13 protein-coding genes are annotated in these 16,103 nt (G+C 68.0%); 11 read left to right on the plus strand and 2 right to left on the minus strand.

Annotation, left to right across the window (positions count from 1 at the left end; genetic code table 11):
• The first annotated feature begins 234 nt into the window (after positions 1-234).
• The 10 genes from CAL24_RS16105 to CAL24_RS16150 all read left to right on the plus strand — a co-directional run bounded on the left by CAL24_RS16105 (position 235) and on the right by CAL24_RS16150 (position 12,976).
• The gene (locus CAL24_RS16105; protein WP_051439465.1) at positions 235-1,500 is read left to right on the plus strand and encodes a mechanosensitive ion channel; all 1,266 of its coding nucleotides are present in this window, start codon (positions 235-237) and stop codon (positions 1,498-1,500) included.
• Between the two features lie 165 nt (positions 1,501-1,665).
• Entirely contained in the window at positions 1,666-2,187 is a 522-nt protein-coding gene (locus CAL24_RS16110; RefSeq protein WP_094807186.1) for a sigma-70 family RNA polymerase sigma factor, read from the plus strand.
• Entirely contained in the window at positions 2,180-3,199 is a 1,020-nt protein-coding gene (locus CAL24_RS16115) for a FecR domain-containing protein (protein WP_094807187.1), read from the plus strand. The genes CAL24_RS16110 and CAL24_RS16115 overlap by 8 nt, the downstream gene beginning before the upstream one ends.
• A gap of 113 nt (positions 3,200-3,312) precedes the next feature.
• Complete coding sequence (locus CAL24_RS16120; protein WP_094807188.1) at positions 3,313-5,796, plus strand: TonB-dependent siderophore receptor; 2,484 nt, start codon at positions 3,313-3,315, stop codon at positions 5,794-5,796.
• A 74-nt stretch (positions 5,797-5,870) separates the two neighbouring features.
• Complete coding sequence (locus CAL24_RS16125) at positions 5,871-7,199, plus strand: lysine N(6)-hydroxylase/L-ornithine N(5)-oxygenase family protein (protein ID WP_249278551.1); 1,329 nt, start codon at positions 5,871-5,873, stop codon at positions 7,197-7,199.
• Positions 7,196-8,440 (plus strand): MFS transporter, encoded by a 1,245-nt coding sequence (locus CAL24_RS16130; protein ID WP_094807190.1) that lies wholly within the window; start codon positions 7,196-7,198, stop codon positions 8,438-8,440. Before CAL24_RS16125 ends, CAL24_RS16130 begins: the two co-directional genes overlap by 4 nt.
• Positions 8,430-9,044 carry a GNAT family N-acetyltransferase gene (locus tag CAL24_RS16135; protein ID WP_094807191.1) on the plus strand — a complete coding sequence of 205 codons (615 nt, stop codon included), beginning with the start codon at positions 8,430-8,432 and terminating at the stop codon, positions 9,042-9,044. Before CAL24_RS16130 ends, CAL24_RS16135 begins: the two co-directional genes overlap by 11 nt.
• A complete protein-coding gene (locus CAL24_RS16140; RefSeq protein ID WP_283162974.1) occupies positions 9,041-10,930 on the plus strand; it encodes an IucA/IucC family protein in 1,890 nt (629 codons plus the stop codon). The genes CAL24_RS16135 and CAL24_RS16140 overlap by 4 nt, the downstream gene beginning before the upstream one ends.
• Positions 10,930-11,724 (plus strand): (2Fe-2S)-binding protein, encoded by a 795-nt coding sequence (locus CAL24_RS16145; RefSeq protein WP_094807192.1) that lies wholly within the window; start codon positions 10,930-10,932, stop codon positions 11,722-11,724. Before CAL24_RS16140 ends, CAL24_RS16145 begins: the two co-directional genes overlap by 1 nt.
• Positions 11,725-11,767: 43 nt before the next feature.
• A complete protein-coding gene (locus CAL24_RS16150) occupies positions 11,768-12,976 on the plus strand; it encodes an aromatic ring-hydroxylating oxygenase subunit alpha (RefSeq protein ID WP_249278552.1) in 1,209 nt (402 codons plus the stop codon).
• 11 nt (positions 12,977-12,987) lie between these two features.
• Here CAL24_RS16150 and CAL24_RS16155 read toward each other — a convergent pair whose 3' ends face one another.
• Positions 12,988-13,971 (minus strand): Bug family tripartite tricarboxylate transporter substrate binding protein, encoded by a 984-nt coding sequence (locus tag CAL24_RS16155; protein ID WP_028353307.1) that lies wholly within the window; start codon positions 13,969-13,971, stop codon positions 12,988-12,990.
• 236 nt (positions 13,972-14,207) lie between these two features.
• Positions 14,208-15,053: an IclR family transcriptional regulator gene (locus tag CAL24_RS16160; RefSeq protein ID WP_051439300.1), complete on the minus strand. Its 846-nt coding sequence runs from the start codon at positions 15,051-15,053 to the stop codon at positions 14,208-14,210.
• Between the two features lie 214 nt (positions 15,054-15,267).
• Between CAL24_RS16160 and CAL24_RS16165 the strand changes: the two genes are divergently transcribed.
• A complete protein-coding gene (locus tag CAL24_RS16165; protein WP_094807193.1) occupies positions 15,268-16,089 on the plus strand; it encodes an enoyl-CoA hydratase in 822 nt (273 codons plus the stop codon).
• Positions 16,090-16,103: the final 14 nt, after the last annotated feature.

A 16,103-nucleotide genomic window follows, 5' to 3' on the forward strand; every position in this document is an offset into this window, starting at 1 on the left:
TGGGGCCGCGTCTTGGCGGCAATTTCGCGGCATCCTAACTTCTTATCCGCTTTTCAACAACTCGCCGTCCCCTACTCCCCCGGAAGCCCACGGCGGGCCAAACATCAAGAACTGTCATTTCGACGCCGCGAGCTTTCAAGAACCCCATGATTCGTGTTGCAATAATTTCACGCATGCTGAAATGCTGGGATATTTCCATGCGCCACTGACAAGCAACCAGAAGGGAGAAGCAACATGATGCAGGGCAATAACCGACTGGCATATCTGAGCGATCAGATCACGATTTGGGGCCCCAGAGTCCTCGTCGCGATCCTGATCTTGATCGTGACGCACTTTGTCGCCCGCGCGGTGCGATGGGGGCTGATCAGGCTGATGGACAAGATCCCGTTGCTTAAAAAAGGCCCGCAAGCGCAGGATGGCAGCCTGGCTGCCTCGATGGGCACGCTGGGCTATTGGTTGGTATGGCTGGTCGGATTGCTGGTGGCACTACAGCCGCTCGGGCTGGACCAGGCGATGGCGCCGATCAATGCCCTGACCCAGGAAGTATTCACATACCTGCCGCGCATCATCGGCGCAGCCGTGATCTTCTTCGTCGGCGTGCTGATCGCCCGGATCGTGCGCACGATTGTCGAAACCGCGCTGGGCGCGGTGAACTGGAGCAAGATATGCGCCCGCCTCGGCAAGACCGCCGACGTCTCCGCGCCGGCGCAATCGGCCGAACCCGCCGGGGAGCGCTGCGGCGCCATGGTGCGGGCGGCCGGCATGCTGGCCTTCACAATCATCATCATCCCGGTGGCGATCTCCGCGCTCCAAACTCTCGGCATCTCGTCGATTGTCGAACCCACGGTGTTCGTCCTGCAGACCATCCTGGACGCCATTCCCCGCATCTTCGCCGCCGCGCTGCTCTTGGCCATCGCGTATTTCATCGCGCAATGGGTGCGCGGGCTCATCGAGCAATTGCTGGCGTCGACCGGCTTTGACCGCGCCCTCACCGGCTTCGGCGGCTTGCCATCCAATGCCCGGCCTTCGTACATCGCCGGCTGGATCGCCCTGGTGACGATCATGCTTTTCGCGGCTATAGAAGCGGCCGGCCTGTTGAAGTTCGAACTGGTGGCCGTCATGCTGGGAGAAGTCACCGAACTGGGCGGGCAAGTGGTATTCGGCAGCGTGATCGTGCTGGTCGGCGTCATCATGGCGCGCCTGGTGGCGAAGCTGGTCGGCGACTCGGTGGGCGAAAGCGGTCTGCCCTCCATCCTGAAATACGCCATCATCGCTCTGGCCATCGCAATGGGCCTGCGCTTCATGGGGCTGGCCAACGAGATCGTCAACCTGGCATTCGGGCTGATCCTCGGCTCGGCGGCGGTGGCTTGCGCCCTGGCGTTCGGATTGGGGGGGCGGGAGACTGCCCATCAAGTGCTGCAGCGCTGGCTCAGCGAACGCGGAACCCGGCTGCCGGCGCGCGACACGGCGCCACCGCCGGACAAGGAAATGCGCGACTAAGCGGGGATTCCCCCCGGACCGCAAGGCCCGCCACGCTCCGCGAGGCGGGCCTTGTGTTGTCTTGCGACCGCGCGCGTCGAAGTAAAAAGTTGCCACTCCGACATGGCGATAAAGTCGATTAGAATTGATAATGGTTTTCATTTATGACTTTTGTCGGAGGTCCGGATGCCCACAGCCACACACCACGCCGAAGCCGCTCACCGCCAGAATGTCCACAATCTGTACCGCGACCACCATGGCTGGCTGGAAGCCGTGCTGCGACGCAAATTGGGCAACCGCGATGATGCCGCCGACCTGGCCCAGGATACGTTCGAGCGGGTCATGAAAACCCCCGGGCGCGACGAGCTGCGCGAACCCCGCAGCTACCTGAGCGCCATCGCCAACAACCTGATGCGCAACCGGTTCCGGCGCGCCGCGCTGGAACGCGCGTACCTGGAGGCATTGGCCGCCCGCCCCGAACTGACCGCCCCCTCCCCTGAAACCCAACGACTGTTGATCGAGGCGCTGGAGGCCGTCTATGCCGTGCTGGACGGCCTGCCCGCGCGCACCCGCCGCATCTTCCTGATGGCGCAGTTGGAGGACATGCCATACAAGGACATCGCCGCGCAGTTGCAAGTCAGTGTCAACGTGGTGCAAAAGGCGGTGATCAGCGGGCTGCAGCATTGCTACATTGCCGTCTATGCCTGACCAGGCCGGCCCGTCCACCCTGTTCGCGCCGCTGGGCGGCGTGGCCCGCAAACTGCCGCGGCCAGTGGTGCTGCAGGCAGCCCAGTGGATGGCCCGGCTGCAGTGCGACGACACCGTCGCGGCGCGGCAGGCGTGCGACCGGTGGCGCGCGGCCGACCCGGACCACGAATGCGCCTGGCAGCGCATGAACGCCCTGGCGCGCGACCTGGCCACCACGCGCGCCTATACCGATCCGCGCATCGCCAGCACCGCCCTGGACCAGGCCGCCGCGCGCGACAGCCGGCGCAATGCCATCAAGCTGGCGCTGCTCGCCGGCGGCCTGGCCACCGTGGGCTGGCGCGCGGCGGGCACGGCGGCGGCGCCCTGGCTGGCCGCCCATCGCACCGGCACGGGCGAGCGGCTGGCGCTCACGCTGGCCGACGGCACCCGGGTCGTGCTGAATACGCGCAGCGCGATCGACGTCGACATGACGGAGACCGTGCGGCAGATCTGGTTGCGCCAGGGCGAAATCCTGGTGACGACCGCCCGCGACGAACACCGACCGCTGTTGGTGCGCACCGCGAGCGGCAGCCTGCGGCCCATCGGCACGCAGTTCACCGCGCGCCAGTTCGACGACGACGCGGGCAGCGTGCGCGTCGCGGTCCTGGAAGGCGCGGTACAGGTCGTGCCCAGCGCCAGTCCTGGCATTGGCGCGATGGTCCATGCCGGCGAATCCCTGTGTTTCGACGCGCGCCACATACAGCCAGCGCGCGCGCTGGCGGCGCCGGCAGCCGAGGCGGCCTGGGACCGCGGCATGATGGTGGCCAGCCGCATGCCGCTGGCGCGCTTCGCGGCGGAACTCCAGCGCTATCGAGCCGGCCTGGTGCGCTGCGAGCCGGCGGCCGCGAGGCTGGCCGTGACCGGCGCTTTTCCCGTGGACGACACCGACGCGGCGCTGCGCATGCTGGAAGAAGTGCTGCCGGTGCGGGTGGTCTATCGCACCCGCTACTGGGCCAGCATCCAAGCGGCATGACTTCCCCCAAGAAAATTGTAACGGCCGGGCAGATTCCGGGTTCTGGCGTGTCCTGTGTGTGAAGGCACCGCGATGCGCGGCGCTCCCTTAATAAATCACACAGGAAAACAAATATGGCACCAGGCCATCGATGGCACGCGGCCGGCCGGATCCGGCCGCGCGCCCAGGAGACGACCAGGGTTCCCTTGACGCCGTGCGCGCGGCGACACCCGGCGCTGGCGACGCTGCGGCTGCTGTGCGGCGCCGCCATACTGGCGTGCGCCGCCCCGCAGGCCGCCGCGCAGGCCACGCAGGCGACAGCGGCACAACAACAGCAATACGCCATTCCGGCGGGCCCGCTCGACAATGCGCTGAGCGCGCTGGGCGCGACGGCGGGGGTCATGGTGGCGGCGGACCCGGCCCTGACGGCCGGACTGCGCACGCCGGGACTGAATGGCCGCTATAGCGTGTCCGAAGGCCTGGCGCGGCTGCTGGCGGGCACGCCGCTCGAAGCGGTGCCGGCGCGCAACGGCGGCTACGTGCTGCGCCGCCGCCCGGCCGCCTCCGGCCCGGTGACCACGCTGGACGCGGTGACCGTCTCGGCCAGCGCGCAGACCGCCTTGAGCGCCGGCGACAGCCTGGTGGCCACCCGCAGCGCCGCGGGCACCAAGACCGACACGCCGCTGATCGAGACGCCGCAATCGATCTCGGTGATCACGCGCAAGCAGCTCGACGACCAGAAGCCGCGCAGCGTGTCCGAAGCGCTGAACTACACCCCCGGCGCGTTCACCGCCCTGGTCGGCGCGACCAACCGCTATGACTACGTGGCCCTGCGCGGCTTCAATGACAATAGTGTCGACAACACCCTGCTGGACGGGCTGCGCACGCTCAGCGACCAGGGCAGCTACACCGCCACGCAAGTCGACCCGTACTTCCTGGAACGCGCCGACGTGCTGCGCGGCCCCGCCTCCGTGCTGTATGGCCGCTCCTCGCCCGGCGGCGTGGTGGCGCTGACCAGCAAGCGGCCGCTCTACGAGCCCTACCGCCAAGTGGAAGTCAGCGCGGGCAACCGCGACCGCTACGAAGCCGGCGTGGACCTGGCCGGCCCGGTCGACGAAGACGGCAAGGTGGCCTACCGCCTGACGGCCATGGGGCGCAAGCTGGACACTCAGTTCGACCATGTGAAGGAGGAACGCTATGGCGTGGCGCCGTCGCTGCATATCAATTTCTCGGACCGCACGCGGCTGCTGTTGCAGGCCTACCTGCAGCACGATCCGGAAGGCAGCTACCACGGCGCGGTGCCGGCCGACGCCAGCGTCACCAACGACCACAACGGCCAGCGCGTGCCGCGCAGCTTCTTCGACGGCGACCCCAGCGCGAATAAATACGAACGCACGCAGCGCATGCTGGGCTATCAGTTCGAGCACGATTTCAACGACCGGCTGACATTCCGGCAGAATTTCCGCCACCTGTGGACCGACGTGAAACTGGAGCAGGTGTACGGCTACGGCTGGGCCGGCCCGGACAGCCTGACGCGCTACTACGCCGGAGCGCACGAGCAGATGCGCGCCTACACCGTCGACAACCAGTTCGAGGGGCGCTTCGAGACCGGCGCGCTCAAGCACACGCTGCTGGGCGGGCTGGACTACCAGCGCCGCAAGCTCGACGGCTACTGGGAGTCCGGCGGCGCCGATCCCATCAACGTGCTCGACCCGCAATACGGGCAGCCCAACCTGGTCGGGCTGGTCAAGGACCCGGTGGACCGCCGCCTGGAACAGACCGGCGTGTACCTGCAGGACCAGATCGCCTGGGACAAGTGGCGCTTCACCCTGGGCCTGCGCCAGGACCATGCGCGCGTCACCAACGAGTACGCCGGCGCGGCGGCCAGCTGGAAGGGCTCGAAATTCACCAAGCGGGCGGGCGCGGTCTACCTGTTCGACAACGGCATCGCGCCGTACGTGAGCTACGCCGACGGCTTCAACCCCAGCATCCGCACCGACCAGCAGGGCCAGCTGCTCGAGCCGACCACCAGCGAGCAGTACGAGGCCGGCATCCGCTACCAGCCGCCCGGCAGCGAGAGCTACATCTCGGCCGCGGTGTACCAGCTGACGCAGGACAACGTGGCGTCGCGCGCGCCCACCCAGTCGTTCTACGAGCCCACCGGCAAGGTCCGCTCGCGCGGCCTGGAACTGGAGGTCCGCTCCCAGCTCACCGACAACCTGGCGCTGCTGGCGAGCTACACGCTCAACAACATGACCATCCGGGAATCGGCCGACGGCTACGAGGGCAATACGCCGTACCAGGCGCCCCGGCACATGGCCTCGGCCTGGATGGACTGGCAGTTCACCCCCGGCGTCACCCTGGGCGCCGGCGTGCGCTACGTGGGGACCACCTGGGTGGACAACGCCAATTCGCTCAAGGTCGATCCGTACACGCTGGTCGACATGATGGTGCACGTGGACCTCGGCCGCTTCGCGCCCGCCCTCAAGGGCAGCAGCCTGCGCGTGGCCGCCACCAACCTGTTCGACAAGACCTACGTTGCCTCGTGCATCAGCGTGGAGAACTGCTATTGGGGCGAGGCCCGCAATGTAATGGCCACGCTCTCTTATCAGTGGTAGACGCGCGCGCGGCGCGCCTGGAACCGCCGGCCGGGGGAGGTCCTCCGACGGGCATGAGCATTTGGAGACCCGAAGTGAGAAACGAGGATGCTTACGACTTCATTGCCATCGGCCTGGGGCCATTCAATCTCAGCCTGGCCTGCCTGGCCGAGCCCATAGCGGGATTGCGGGGCGTCTTCCTGGAACGCAACGCCTCGTTCGACTGGCACCCCGGCATGCTGATCGACAACACGACGCTGCAGAACCCGTTCCTGGCCGACCTGGTCAGCCTGGCGGACCCGCAGAGCCCGTTCAGCTTCCTGAACTACTGCAAGCAGGAAGGCAAGATCTACTCGTACTACATCCGCGAGAACTTCTACCTGACCCGCGCCGAGTACAACCGCTATTGCAAATGGGCCATCGCCCGGCTCGGCAACATCCGCTTCGGCCACGAAGTGCAGGACGTCAGCCACGACGCCCAGCGCGGGCATTATGTCGTCACCGGCGTCCAGGGCCCCGGCCGCGAAGCGTTCGTCTATCGATGCCGCAAGCTGGTGCTGGGCGTCGGGTCGGTGCCGGCCTTCCCGCCCTGCTGCCGCGACGCAGGCCACCGCTACCTGCATTCGGCCGACTACATCGCGCACAAGCACCTGCTGCAACAGCGCAGGTCGATCACCATCGTGGGCAGCGGCCAGAGCGCCGCGGAAATCTACTACGACCTGCTGAAATCCGCCGGCGAGCACGATTACACGCTGACCTGGATCACCCGCTCGCCGCGCTTTTTCCAGATGGAGAACACCAAGCTCACGCTGGAGATGATCTCGCCCGACTACATCGATTATTTCTACAACCTGCCGGACGCCACCAAGACCGAGATCATCGGCAAGCAGGACAGCCTGTACAAGGGGGTCAACGCCAGCCTGATCAACCAGATCTACGACCTGCTGGACGACCGCCGCCGCCAGGGCGCCCTGCGCACCCACCTCATCACCAACTGCGAAGTCCAGGCCTGCCGCTACGACGCCGCGCGCGACGGCTACGAACTGGATTTCGAGCAGGTCGACTACCGCGCCCGCTACACGCACCGCACCGATACGGTGCTGTTCGCCACCGGCTACAACCAGAACATCCCGCCGTTCGTGTCCGGCATCCGCGACCGCATACGCTGGGACAGCCACGGCCGCTACCGGCTGTCGCGCAATTACGCGGCCGACCTGAACGGCAACGAGATATTCGTGCAGAACGCGGGCATGCATACACACGGGCTGACCAATCCCGACCTGGGCATGAGCTGCTACCGCAACTCGTGCATCATCCGCGAGCTGACCGGGGTGGAGCACTACAAGATCGAGCAGCGCATCGCGCTGCAGGATTTCGCCGTGCCCGTCGACGAACAGTTCGTTCCCATCCCGGAGCACGCATGACACTGAAGGCGCACATCATCATCATGACCGCGTTCGCGGTCGTGAGCGACGCGATCCTCATTCCCTTCTACCCGCAGTTCTTCCAGCTGCGCTACGGCATGGACAGCTCGGTGCATGTCGGCGCGTACGTGGCGGCGATCTCCATCGCGGTCATGTGCACCCTGCCGCTGTGGGCGCGCGTGGCGCGCCGCGTCGAACCGCTGCACCTGCTGGTATGGACCCAGCTGGCCGCCGGCGCGTTCAGCGTCCTGAGCAACTGGGCGCCCGACGTGGCCTGGTACTGGGCGCTGTCCCTGCTGATGTTCATGTGCAAGAGCAGCTACCTGCTCATGTATCCCTACCTGATGCGGCTCGCCCCCAAGGAAACCCATGCGGGCGTGGTCGGCATCCTGTCGGTGGTGGTGCATTTCGGGGCGATCTTCGGCGCGGTGGTGGGTGGCTTCGTGCTGCAGACCTGGGGGCCGACCGGCAGCATCATGGCCATGGCGGCGGGCGATTTCTTCCAGATGGCGGTATGCGCGCACCTGATCCGCAGCGGCAAGATCGTGCGGGTCAGCGGGCAGGCCGACGGCGCCGGCGCGCCGGCCGCCCCGGCGCCGCTGCGGGCCGCGTGGCGGGCCCGCCTGCCGATCCTGCGGCTGGCCGTGGTCATGCTGGTGTTCGACTTCGGCTGCTTCGTCATCCGGCCATTCTTCTCGGTGCGCTGGCAATCCATCAGCGACCACGCCTCGGAGCTGGCCTCCGGCATGGTATTCGCCATCCCCGGCGTGCTGGCCATCATCGCGCTGCGCGTGCACGCCCGCATACGCCGGCGCGCCGGCAAGCTGCCCGACCATACCCTGGGCAACCTGGCGCTGGGCATCGCCGGCCTGCTGATGCAGGCGGCGCCGGACCCGGCCCTGGTGGTGGTCGGCCGCTGCATCTATGGCTGGGCCATCTTCCAGATCATCGTCAAGCTGGAAGTCAACCTGTTCCGGCTGAGCACGCCCGACCGCTACGCGCAGGACTATGCCGTGACCAATTTCTTCCAGAATCTGGGCGTGCTGCTGTCCTCGTTCGCCGCCGGCGCCATTGTCAGCCGCTACGGCCTGCACATGCCCTTCCTGGCCGGCGCCGCGGCCTTCGTCCTGGCCGCCGTGCTGGACCGGCTGATCCTGAAAGTCCCCAGCGCCGCGCACCAGGACGAAGCCGACCGCCCGGCCTCAACCAGCAAGCTGGAGGCGCCCGCCCATGCCAGTTGAACTGCCCGCATCCACCGCCCACCGCCGGGGCGACGGCAACCTGCCCTACCTGGACGAGGAAGGCTTCGTCCTGCGCATGCTGCGCATCCCGGCAGACATCCCCGTGCTGCACGACTGGTTCACGCGCGACTACGCCACGTTCTGGCTGATGCAGGACAAGACGGCGGACGAGATCCAGGCGATCTACCAGGCCCTGATGGACTCGGGCCACGCCACCGCGTACCTGGGATTGCGCGACGGCCGGCCGGCCTTCATGGCCGAATGCTACGACCCTTTCCACGACCGCATCCGCCAGCACTATGCGCCGCAGCCCGGCGACCTGGGCATGCACTTCTTCGTCGGGCCGGCCGCGCGCCCGGTGGCGGGCTACACCCGCTCGGTGTTCCGCGCGCTGATGCGCTTCATGTTCCTGCACCTGGGCGCGCGCCGCATCGTGGTCGAGCCCGACGCCAACAACCGCAAGATCCATGTCCTGAACCGGGCCATGGGATTCGTCTATGACCGCAACGTGCCCTTCGAAGAGAAGATCGCCAGCCTAGCCTTCTGCACGCGCGCGCAGTTCGAGCATGCCGTGCAGGCCGCCCCGGAGGAAGTCCACTCATGAATTCCGCAACCCTGACCCAGATGTCGCAGCAACCCGGCCTGGCCGCCACGCACCTGACGCCCGAGCTGTGGGCCGCCAGCAACCGCCGGCTGGTGCGCAAGGCCCTGTCGGAGTATTCGCATGAACTGATCCTGGAGCCCGTGCTGCAGGGACCGGCCGGCGACGGCCTGGACCGCTACCAGGTGCGCAGCGACGACGAGCGCACCACGTACAGCTTCTCGGCCCGCGTGCTGGCCCTGCGCCACTGGCATATCGCGGCGGACTCGATCGTCCGCGAACGCGACGGCCAGGCGCTGCCCCTGGACGCCCTGCAGTTCATCATCGACGTGCGCAAGCGGCTGGCCATCAAGGAGGAGCTGCTGCCGATCTACCTGGACGAGATCAGCAGCACCCTGTACGGCGCCGCCTACAAGCTGGCCAAGCCCGATGCGCCCGACGTCGCCGAACTGGCCCGGACCGACGATTTCCAGCGCATCGAGGTCGCCATGAGCGAAGGCCATCCCGGCTTCGTGGCCAACAACGGCCGCCTGGGCTTCAATGCCGTCGACTACCAGGCCTATGCGCCGGAGGCGGGCGCGCCGGTGCGGGTGGTCTGGCTGGCCGTGCACAAGGACAATGCGACCTTCGCCAGCCTGCCCGGCCTGGACTACCAGCGCCTGATGCAGGAAGAACTGGGCGCCGCCACCGTGGCGCGCTTCACGGCCATGGTGCGCGACCTGCAATGCGATCCGGACGACTACTACTTCATGCCCGCGCATCCATGGCAGTGGTACAACAAGCTGTCGATCGCGTTCGCCTCGTACGTGGCCGCGCGCAAGATCATCTGCCTGGACTACGGCCAGGACGAGTACCTGGCCCAGCAGTCGATCCGCACCTTCTTCAACACCAGCGACCGCGGCAAGCGCTATGTGAAGACCTCGCTGTCCATCCTCAACATGGGCTTCATGCGCGGCTTGTCGCCCTACTACATGTCCGGCACGCCGGCCATCAACCACTACATCACGGGACTGATCGACGGCGACGACTACCTGCGCGCCAACGGTTTCAGCACCCTGCAGGAAGTCGCCTCGCTGGGCTTCCGCAACTATTACTACGAAGACGCGATCGCGATGGACACGCCCTACAAGAAAATGTTCTCCGCGCTGTGGCGCGAGAACCCGCTGGCGCGCCTGCGCGCCGGCGAGAAGCTGATGACCATGGCCGCGCTGCTGCACACCGACCAGCGCGGCGCCGCGCTGCTGCCGGAGCTGATCCGGCGTTCCGGGCTGACCACGCAGGCGTGGCTGCGCCATTATCTGCAGGCTTACCTGGCGCCGCTGCTGCACTGCTTCTACCGGCACGACCTGGTCTTCATGCCGCATGGCGAGAACCTGATCCTGGTGATGGACGGCTGCGTCCCGGTGCGCGCCATCATGAAGGACATCGCGGAAGAATCGGCCGTGCTGGACATCGGCGCGCGCGAGCGCATGCCCGACATCGTCAAGCGGCTGGCGGTGGACGTGCCGGACAACGTCAAGCTGCTGGCCATCTTCATCGACGTGTTCGACGGCGTGCTGCGCTACGTCAACCAGATCCTGGTGGAAAACCGCTGCTGCGACGAAGACGCCTTCTGGCAGGCGGTCGCGGATTGCGTGTCCGACTACCAGGAAGCCCACCCGGACAACGCCGCCAAGTATGCCGCGTACGACATGTTCGCGCCCGAGTTCCTGCATTCTTGCCTGAACCGCCTGCAGCTCGGCAACAACCTGCAGATGGTCAACCTGGCCGACCCCGCCGCCAACCTGAAAATGGCGGGCAACCTGCAGAACCCCATCGCCCGCTTCCGCCGCCGGCCCGCCGCCGCGGCGCAGCCGGACCGCGTGGACGCGATCGGCGAGCCGGCCTGATGCTGCAGACCGCGCAGCGCGGCGAGGCGGCGGCCGCCCGGCCGGCGGCGCACGATCCGGAGGCGCTGGAGAGCCTGCTCGCGCGGGCGGACCAGGCGCTGCCCGGCCTGCGCTGCCGCGCGGCGGCGGCCGGCGGACCGGTGGTGACGGCCGAGCCGGGCCACCCCGGCCTGCCCGCCTTGCGCGATTTCTGGGCGCGGGCCTATCCGGAAGCCGGCCCGCATTACCTGTCCATGCGCTGCTGGGGCCTGGCCATCTGGCAGCCCATCTACCTGTGCGTGCTGGCCGCGCACCTGGACAGCCGCGTGCCGCGGCTGGACGGCGCGCGCCAACCCTGGTCCGCGCAGGACGGCTTCACCCATGGCGTGTGGCTGCCGCCGCATGCCCCCGGCGGCGGCGCGCTGGACCAGCGCATCGCGCACGGGGCGGCCGAGATCGCGCGCTTCTGCGCCCGGATGCGCGCCGCGATGCAGCCGGTGCTGGCGGTGCCGCGCAAGTCCGCCGACGCCACCGTGGCTGAATGCGTGCTGGCCGCCGTACTGCTGGCGGCGCGCCACGCCCGGACCGATGTGGCGCCGACCCGCGCCTGGGCCGATTGCTGGCTGTCCGGCATCGGCGTGAGCGGCGGCTGCGGTCTGCTGGCCTACCAGAATGCCCGGGGCGACCCGGCCCTGATGCTGGACCGGAAGATCTGTTGCCACCACTTCCGTCGCCGCGACGGCGACAAATGCGCGAGCTGCCCCAAGCTCACCGAAGACGAGCGCATCCACCGCACGCAGGCCGACGCCCACTGACCGCGCCCGCCTGCCCGGCCGGCCCGTTCCGCAGGAGAGGTACATGACCGATATCGCCAGCGCCCGGCATATAGCCCCCGCGCAGACCCAGCTACCCGTCAGCGCCTATTTTGACGAAGCCCGCTTCGCGCGCGAGCAAGAACTCATCTTCAAGCAATCCTCTTTGTACGTCGGCCACCAGAAGCTGGTGCCCGAGGTCGGCGATTGGCGCACCCTGCCCCAGGAAGACGGCGGGCGCGTGCTCGTGCGCAACCCCCAGGGCGTCGAGCTCATCTCCAACGTCTGCCGCCACCGCCAGGCCCTCATGCTCGGCGGTCACGCCGGCAACGTCGCCAGCCCCGCCCACGGACACGGCAACCTCAAGGACTCCGGCGGCAACATCGTCTGCCCCCTGCACCGCTGGACCTACAACAACCGCGGCGAACTGCTCGGCGCGCCACAGTTCGACAGCACCCCCTGCATGAACCTGCAGCGCTTTCGCCTGCGCGATTGCCACGGCCTGCTCTTCGAGGGCCCGCGCGACCCCGCCGCCGATCTCGCCCCCCTGTTCGCCCGCCCCGAGTTCGACTTCGGCGACTACGTCCTCGACCACGTCGAGGTCCACCACTGCAACTACAACTGGAAGACCTTCATCGAGGTCTACCTCGAGGACTACCACGTCGGCCCCTTCCACCCGGGCCTGGGCCGCTTCGTCACCTGCGACGACCTCACCTGGGAATTCGCCGACTGGTACAGCCTGCAGCGCGTCGGCGTGCACAAGGCCCTCGCGCAGCCCGGCTCCGACGTCTACAAACAGTGGCACGACCGCGTGCTCGACTATCGCGCCGGCGACGCCCCCGACTTCGGCGCCGTGTGGGTCACCTACTTCCCCACCCACATGATCGAGCTCTACCCCCACGTCCTGGTGCTCTCCACCCTCTACCCCAAGAGCCCCCAGGAAACCCTCAACGTGGTCGAGTTCTACTACCCCGAGGAAATCGTCGCCTTCGAGCGCGACTTCGTCCAGGCACAGCGCGCCGCCTACATGGAGACCGCCGTCGAGGACGACGAGATCGCCGAGCGCATGGATGCCGGCCGCAAGGCCCTCATGGCCCGCGGCGTCAACCAGGCCGGCCCTTACCAGTCGCCCATGGAAGACGGCATGCAGCACTTCCACGAATGGTATCGGCGCATCATGCAGGAACCGGCCGCCCCGCCGGACCAGGCGGTCGGCCTGCTGGCGGCGCGGCCGCACCGCGCCACCAGCCTGTAGCGCGGCGCGGATCAGTCGATCGAGAGCTGCAGCTTGTGGATCAGGTCGCCGAAGCGCTTGATTTCCGACTGGTAGAAGGCCTCCAGTTGCTGCGGCGTGCGATAGGTGCCTTCCGCGGCCTGGGCATCCAGGCTTTCCTGCACCGCCGGCAGCGCCAGGGCCGCCTTGTTGGCCTGGTTCAGTTTCTCGACCACGGGTGCGGGAGTGCCGGCCGGCGCGAACAACGCATACCATTGCGAGAATTCCAGGCCCGGGAAACCGGCCTCGGCCATGGTGGGCACGTCCGGCAAGGCGCGCGTGCGGGTCGGATGGGCCACCGCCAGGATCTTGATCTTGCCCGACGCCTGCTGGGCGATGGCGGACGCGGTGCCCACGAAGGCCAGGTCTACCTGGCCGCCCATGGCGTCGGTCACGGCCGGGCTGTCGCCCTTGTACGGGACATGGATCATGTCCAGGCCGGTCGCCGCCTTGAAGGCTTCGCCGGTCAGGTGGCCGGTGCCGCCGACGCCGCTGCTGCCGAACGACAGCCGATGCCGCTTGCCGTACTCCAGCAGTTCCGCGACGCTGTCGACGCCCAGGCCGGCATTGACCGCCATCACAATGGGCACCGATGCCACCATGGCCACCGGCGTGAAATCCCTGGCCGCGTCGTACGGCTGCTTCTTGTACAGCGTGGGGTTGGTGCCGTGCGTGGCGCTGTTGCCCATCAGCAGGGTGTAGCCGTCCGGCGCGGCCTTGGCCACCGCGGCCGCGCCGATCATGCCGTTGGCGCCGCTCTTGTTGTCGACCACGATGTTGGCCTGCATTTCCTGGCCCATGTAGCGGGCCATCAGGCGCGTCAGGTAGTCGTTGGCGCCGCCCGCGGCGTAGGGCGAAACGAACTGCACGGGCCGGTCGGGGTACTGGGCCAGAGCCGGCGCGGCAAAGGCCGTCACCGCCAGCGCCGCGGCGATGCGGCCGACCACTCGGGTTGCAGCGAAATGCAGGTTCAACATGGACGTGTCTCCTCAAACTGTACGGTCATTCACTGCGAGTCCGGGACACCGCCCCGGCTCGAGTTGTCCGCAGTCTAAGCGCGCCCATCGGCCCGGCTGCCGCGGCGCCGGCGCGCGACGCAGATTCAGGTCCACGCTATGGAATTCCCGCGCCGACCGCGCTGTCGCGCATGGCGCGGCGCCCCGGCCATGGGGGCTGCCGTCCGCATCCCGGACGTTGGGCGGCAAGCGCCTGCTCAGGAAACCAGCGCCAGCGTAGGCATGGCGTACGGCACGCGGTCGCGGTCGACCTGGTTGCGCAACTCGGCCTCGATGGACGCCACCGCGTCGCTCAAGCAGCGCACCACCATCTCGAGGCGGTTCTGCGCCAGGCGCGAAGCCAGCGTGGATACGCTGACGCCGGCCGCCGGCGTGCCATCGGGCGACCGGATCACCATGCCGACCGAATGCACCGGCGGCTCGTCCATCACCTTGTTGGTGGCGTATCCGCGGCGCCGCGTGCTTTCTATGCTGGCGCGCAGGGCGGCCTCGGTGAAGCGCGGGTTCTTGCGGCGCGTGCGCTCGACATTGATACGGCAGATGCGGTCGATTTCCTCGTCGGGCAAGGCGCTCATCAAGGCCAGCCCGCTGGCGCCCACATTCAGCGGGCGATGCCGGCCGACGTCGTGGACGAACATCTTGATCGGAAACGAGCCATCGGCGCGCGCCACGCAGATCCCGTCGAACCCGGAGCGGACCGTCAGGAACACCGTGTCGCCCGTGTGCTCGGCGATGGCATCCAGGTACGGCAGGCAGATGTCGCGCAGCGCAACCTTCGGCGCGGCGGCCAGGCCCAGTTCGTAGGCCAGGCTGCCCAGGTAATACCGCTTGGACGCCGAGTCCTGGCGGACCAGCTTTTCCGCGACCATGCCCTGCAGCAGCCGGTGCACCGTCGGGCGCTCCAGGCCGGTGCGCCGGTACAGCTCGACCAGTCGGCTGCCGCTGCGGTTGTTCACGGCAATGATGCGCAACAACGCAATGGCGCGCTGCAGCGACTGGGTGCCGGGGGCCGCCTTGGCGGCGGCCGGGGTGGGTGCGGTCATCGATGTCTCCTCGGTGGCGCGCGATCGGCACGCGACGCCCTGACGTCTGCATATTGGACGCTTGTATTGGTCGAATTGTGTCCAGTTCCCATCGAAAGCGAAAGCCGGAGTTCATAGTATGGACTGGTTTTCACGCCCGGTCGGCCGCCGGGCGCCATCGCGCCGGCCAAAAGCCCGCAATATACGAACCCTCCCGGCCCGCAATGGAAAGGACATGCAGCAGGAACTGATCACCAGGACGGAGGCTGGCGTGCTGTGGCTCACGCTCAACCGTCCCGAACGCCGCAACGCGCTCAGCCCGGACTTGTACGCCGCGTTGCTGCGGGCCCTGGAGGCCGCCGGACGCGACGATGCGGTCGGCGCCGTCGTGCTGGCCGGCGCCGGCCCGGCGTTTTGCGCCGGCGGCGACGTGGCCCGCATGAACCGGCAGTCCGGCGAACCGCCGGCCCCGCGGCCGGAACGGATCGCCGCATTGCGGGCGCGCACCCGCGTCGTCGAACACTTGCATTGCATGCCCAAGCCCACCATTGCGATGATTCGCGGCGCGGCGGTGGGCGCCGGGCTGTCGCTGGCGCTGGCCTGCGACCTGCGCTATGGCGACCCCACCGCGAAATTGCGCACCGGTTTCGCGAACGTGGGCGCCTCCGGCGACTTCGGCGGCCATTACTTCCTGCCCCGCATCGTCGGGCCGGCCCGGGCGCGCGAGCTCTACCTGCGCTCGCCGATGGTGCCGGCCGGCCAGGCGCTGGCGCTGGGCCTGCTGCACGAGCTGTTCAGCGCCGACCGCCTCGAAACCGAGGTGGCCGCCATCGCGCGCGCGCTCGCCAATGGCCCGCAGCCGGCGCTGGGCCATATCAAGGCGAACCTGAACGACGGCCTGGCGCTCGGCCTGGCCGAGGTGCTGGAGCGGGAATGCGCCCGCCATGTCGATTGCGTCGACAGCGCCGACCACAAGGAAGCCGTGCGCGCCTTCGTGGAAAAGCGCCCTCCCGTATTCCAGCGTTCGGGCGCGGCCGGCGGCCGCGACCCGAACTGACCGCCATCCATTTC

The organism is Bordetella genomosp. 2, from assembly GCF_002261345.1.
Taxonomy (GTDB): Bacteria; Pseudomonadota; Gammaproteobacteria; order Burkholderiales; family Burkholderiaceae_B; genus Bordetella_A.

Excerpts from the sequence above, each read along its gene's own strand:
- CAL24_RS16105 (WP_051439465.1), top strand. The coding sequence starts at position 235 with ATGATGCAGGGCAATAACCGACTGGCATATCTGAGCGATCAGATCACG.
- CAL24_RS16110 (WP_094807186.1), top strand. The coding sequence starts at position 1,666 with ATGCCCACAGCCACACACCACGCCGAAGCCGCTCACCGCCAGAATGTC.
- CAL24_RS16115 (WP_094807187.1), top strand. The coding sequence starts at position 2,180 with ATGCCTGACCAGGCCGGCCCGTCCACCCTGTTCGCGCCGCTGGGCGGC.
- CAL24_RS16120 (WP_094807188.1), top strand. The coding sequence starts at position 3,313 with ATGGCACCAGGCCATCGATGGCACGCGGCCGGCCGGATCCGGCCGCGC.
- CAL24_RS16130 (WP_094807190.1), top strand. The coding sequence starts at position 7,196 with ATGACACTGAAGGCGCACATCATCATCATGACCGCGTTCGCGGTCGTG.
- CAL24_RS16135 (WP_094807191.1), top strand. The coding sequence starts at position 8,430 with ATGCCAGTTGAACTGCCCGCATCCACCGCCCACCGCCGGGGCGACGGC.
- CAL24_RS16140 (WP_283162974.1), top strand. The coding sequence starts at position 9,041 with ATGAATTCCGCAACCCTGACCCAGATGTCGCAGCAACCCGGCCTGGCC.
- CAL24_RS16145 (WP_094807192.1), top strand. The coding sequence starts at position 10,930 with ATGCTGCAGACCGCGCAGCGCGGCGAGGCGGCGGCCGCCCGGCCGGCG.
- CAL24_RS16150 (WP_249278552.1), top strand. The coding sequence starts at position 11,768 with ATGACCGATATCGCCAGCGCCCGGCATATAGCCCCCGCGCAGACCCAG.
- CAL24_RS16155 (WP_028353307.1), bottom strand. The coding sequence starts at position 13,971 with ATGTTGAACCTGCATTTCGCTGCAACCCGAGTGGTCGGCCGCATCGCC.
- CAL24_RS16160 (WP_051439300.1), bottom strand. The coding sequence starts at position 15,053 with ATGACCGCACCCACCCCGGCCGCCGCCAAGGCGGCCCCCGGCACCCAG.
- CAL24_RS16165 (WP_094807193.1), top strand. The coding sequence starts at position 15,268 with ATGCAGCAGGAACTGATCACCAGGACGGAGGCTGGCGTGCTGTGGCTC.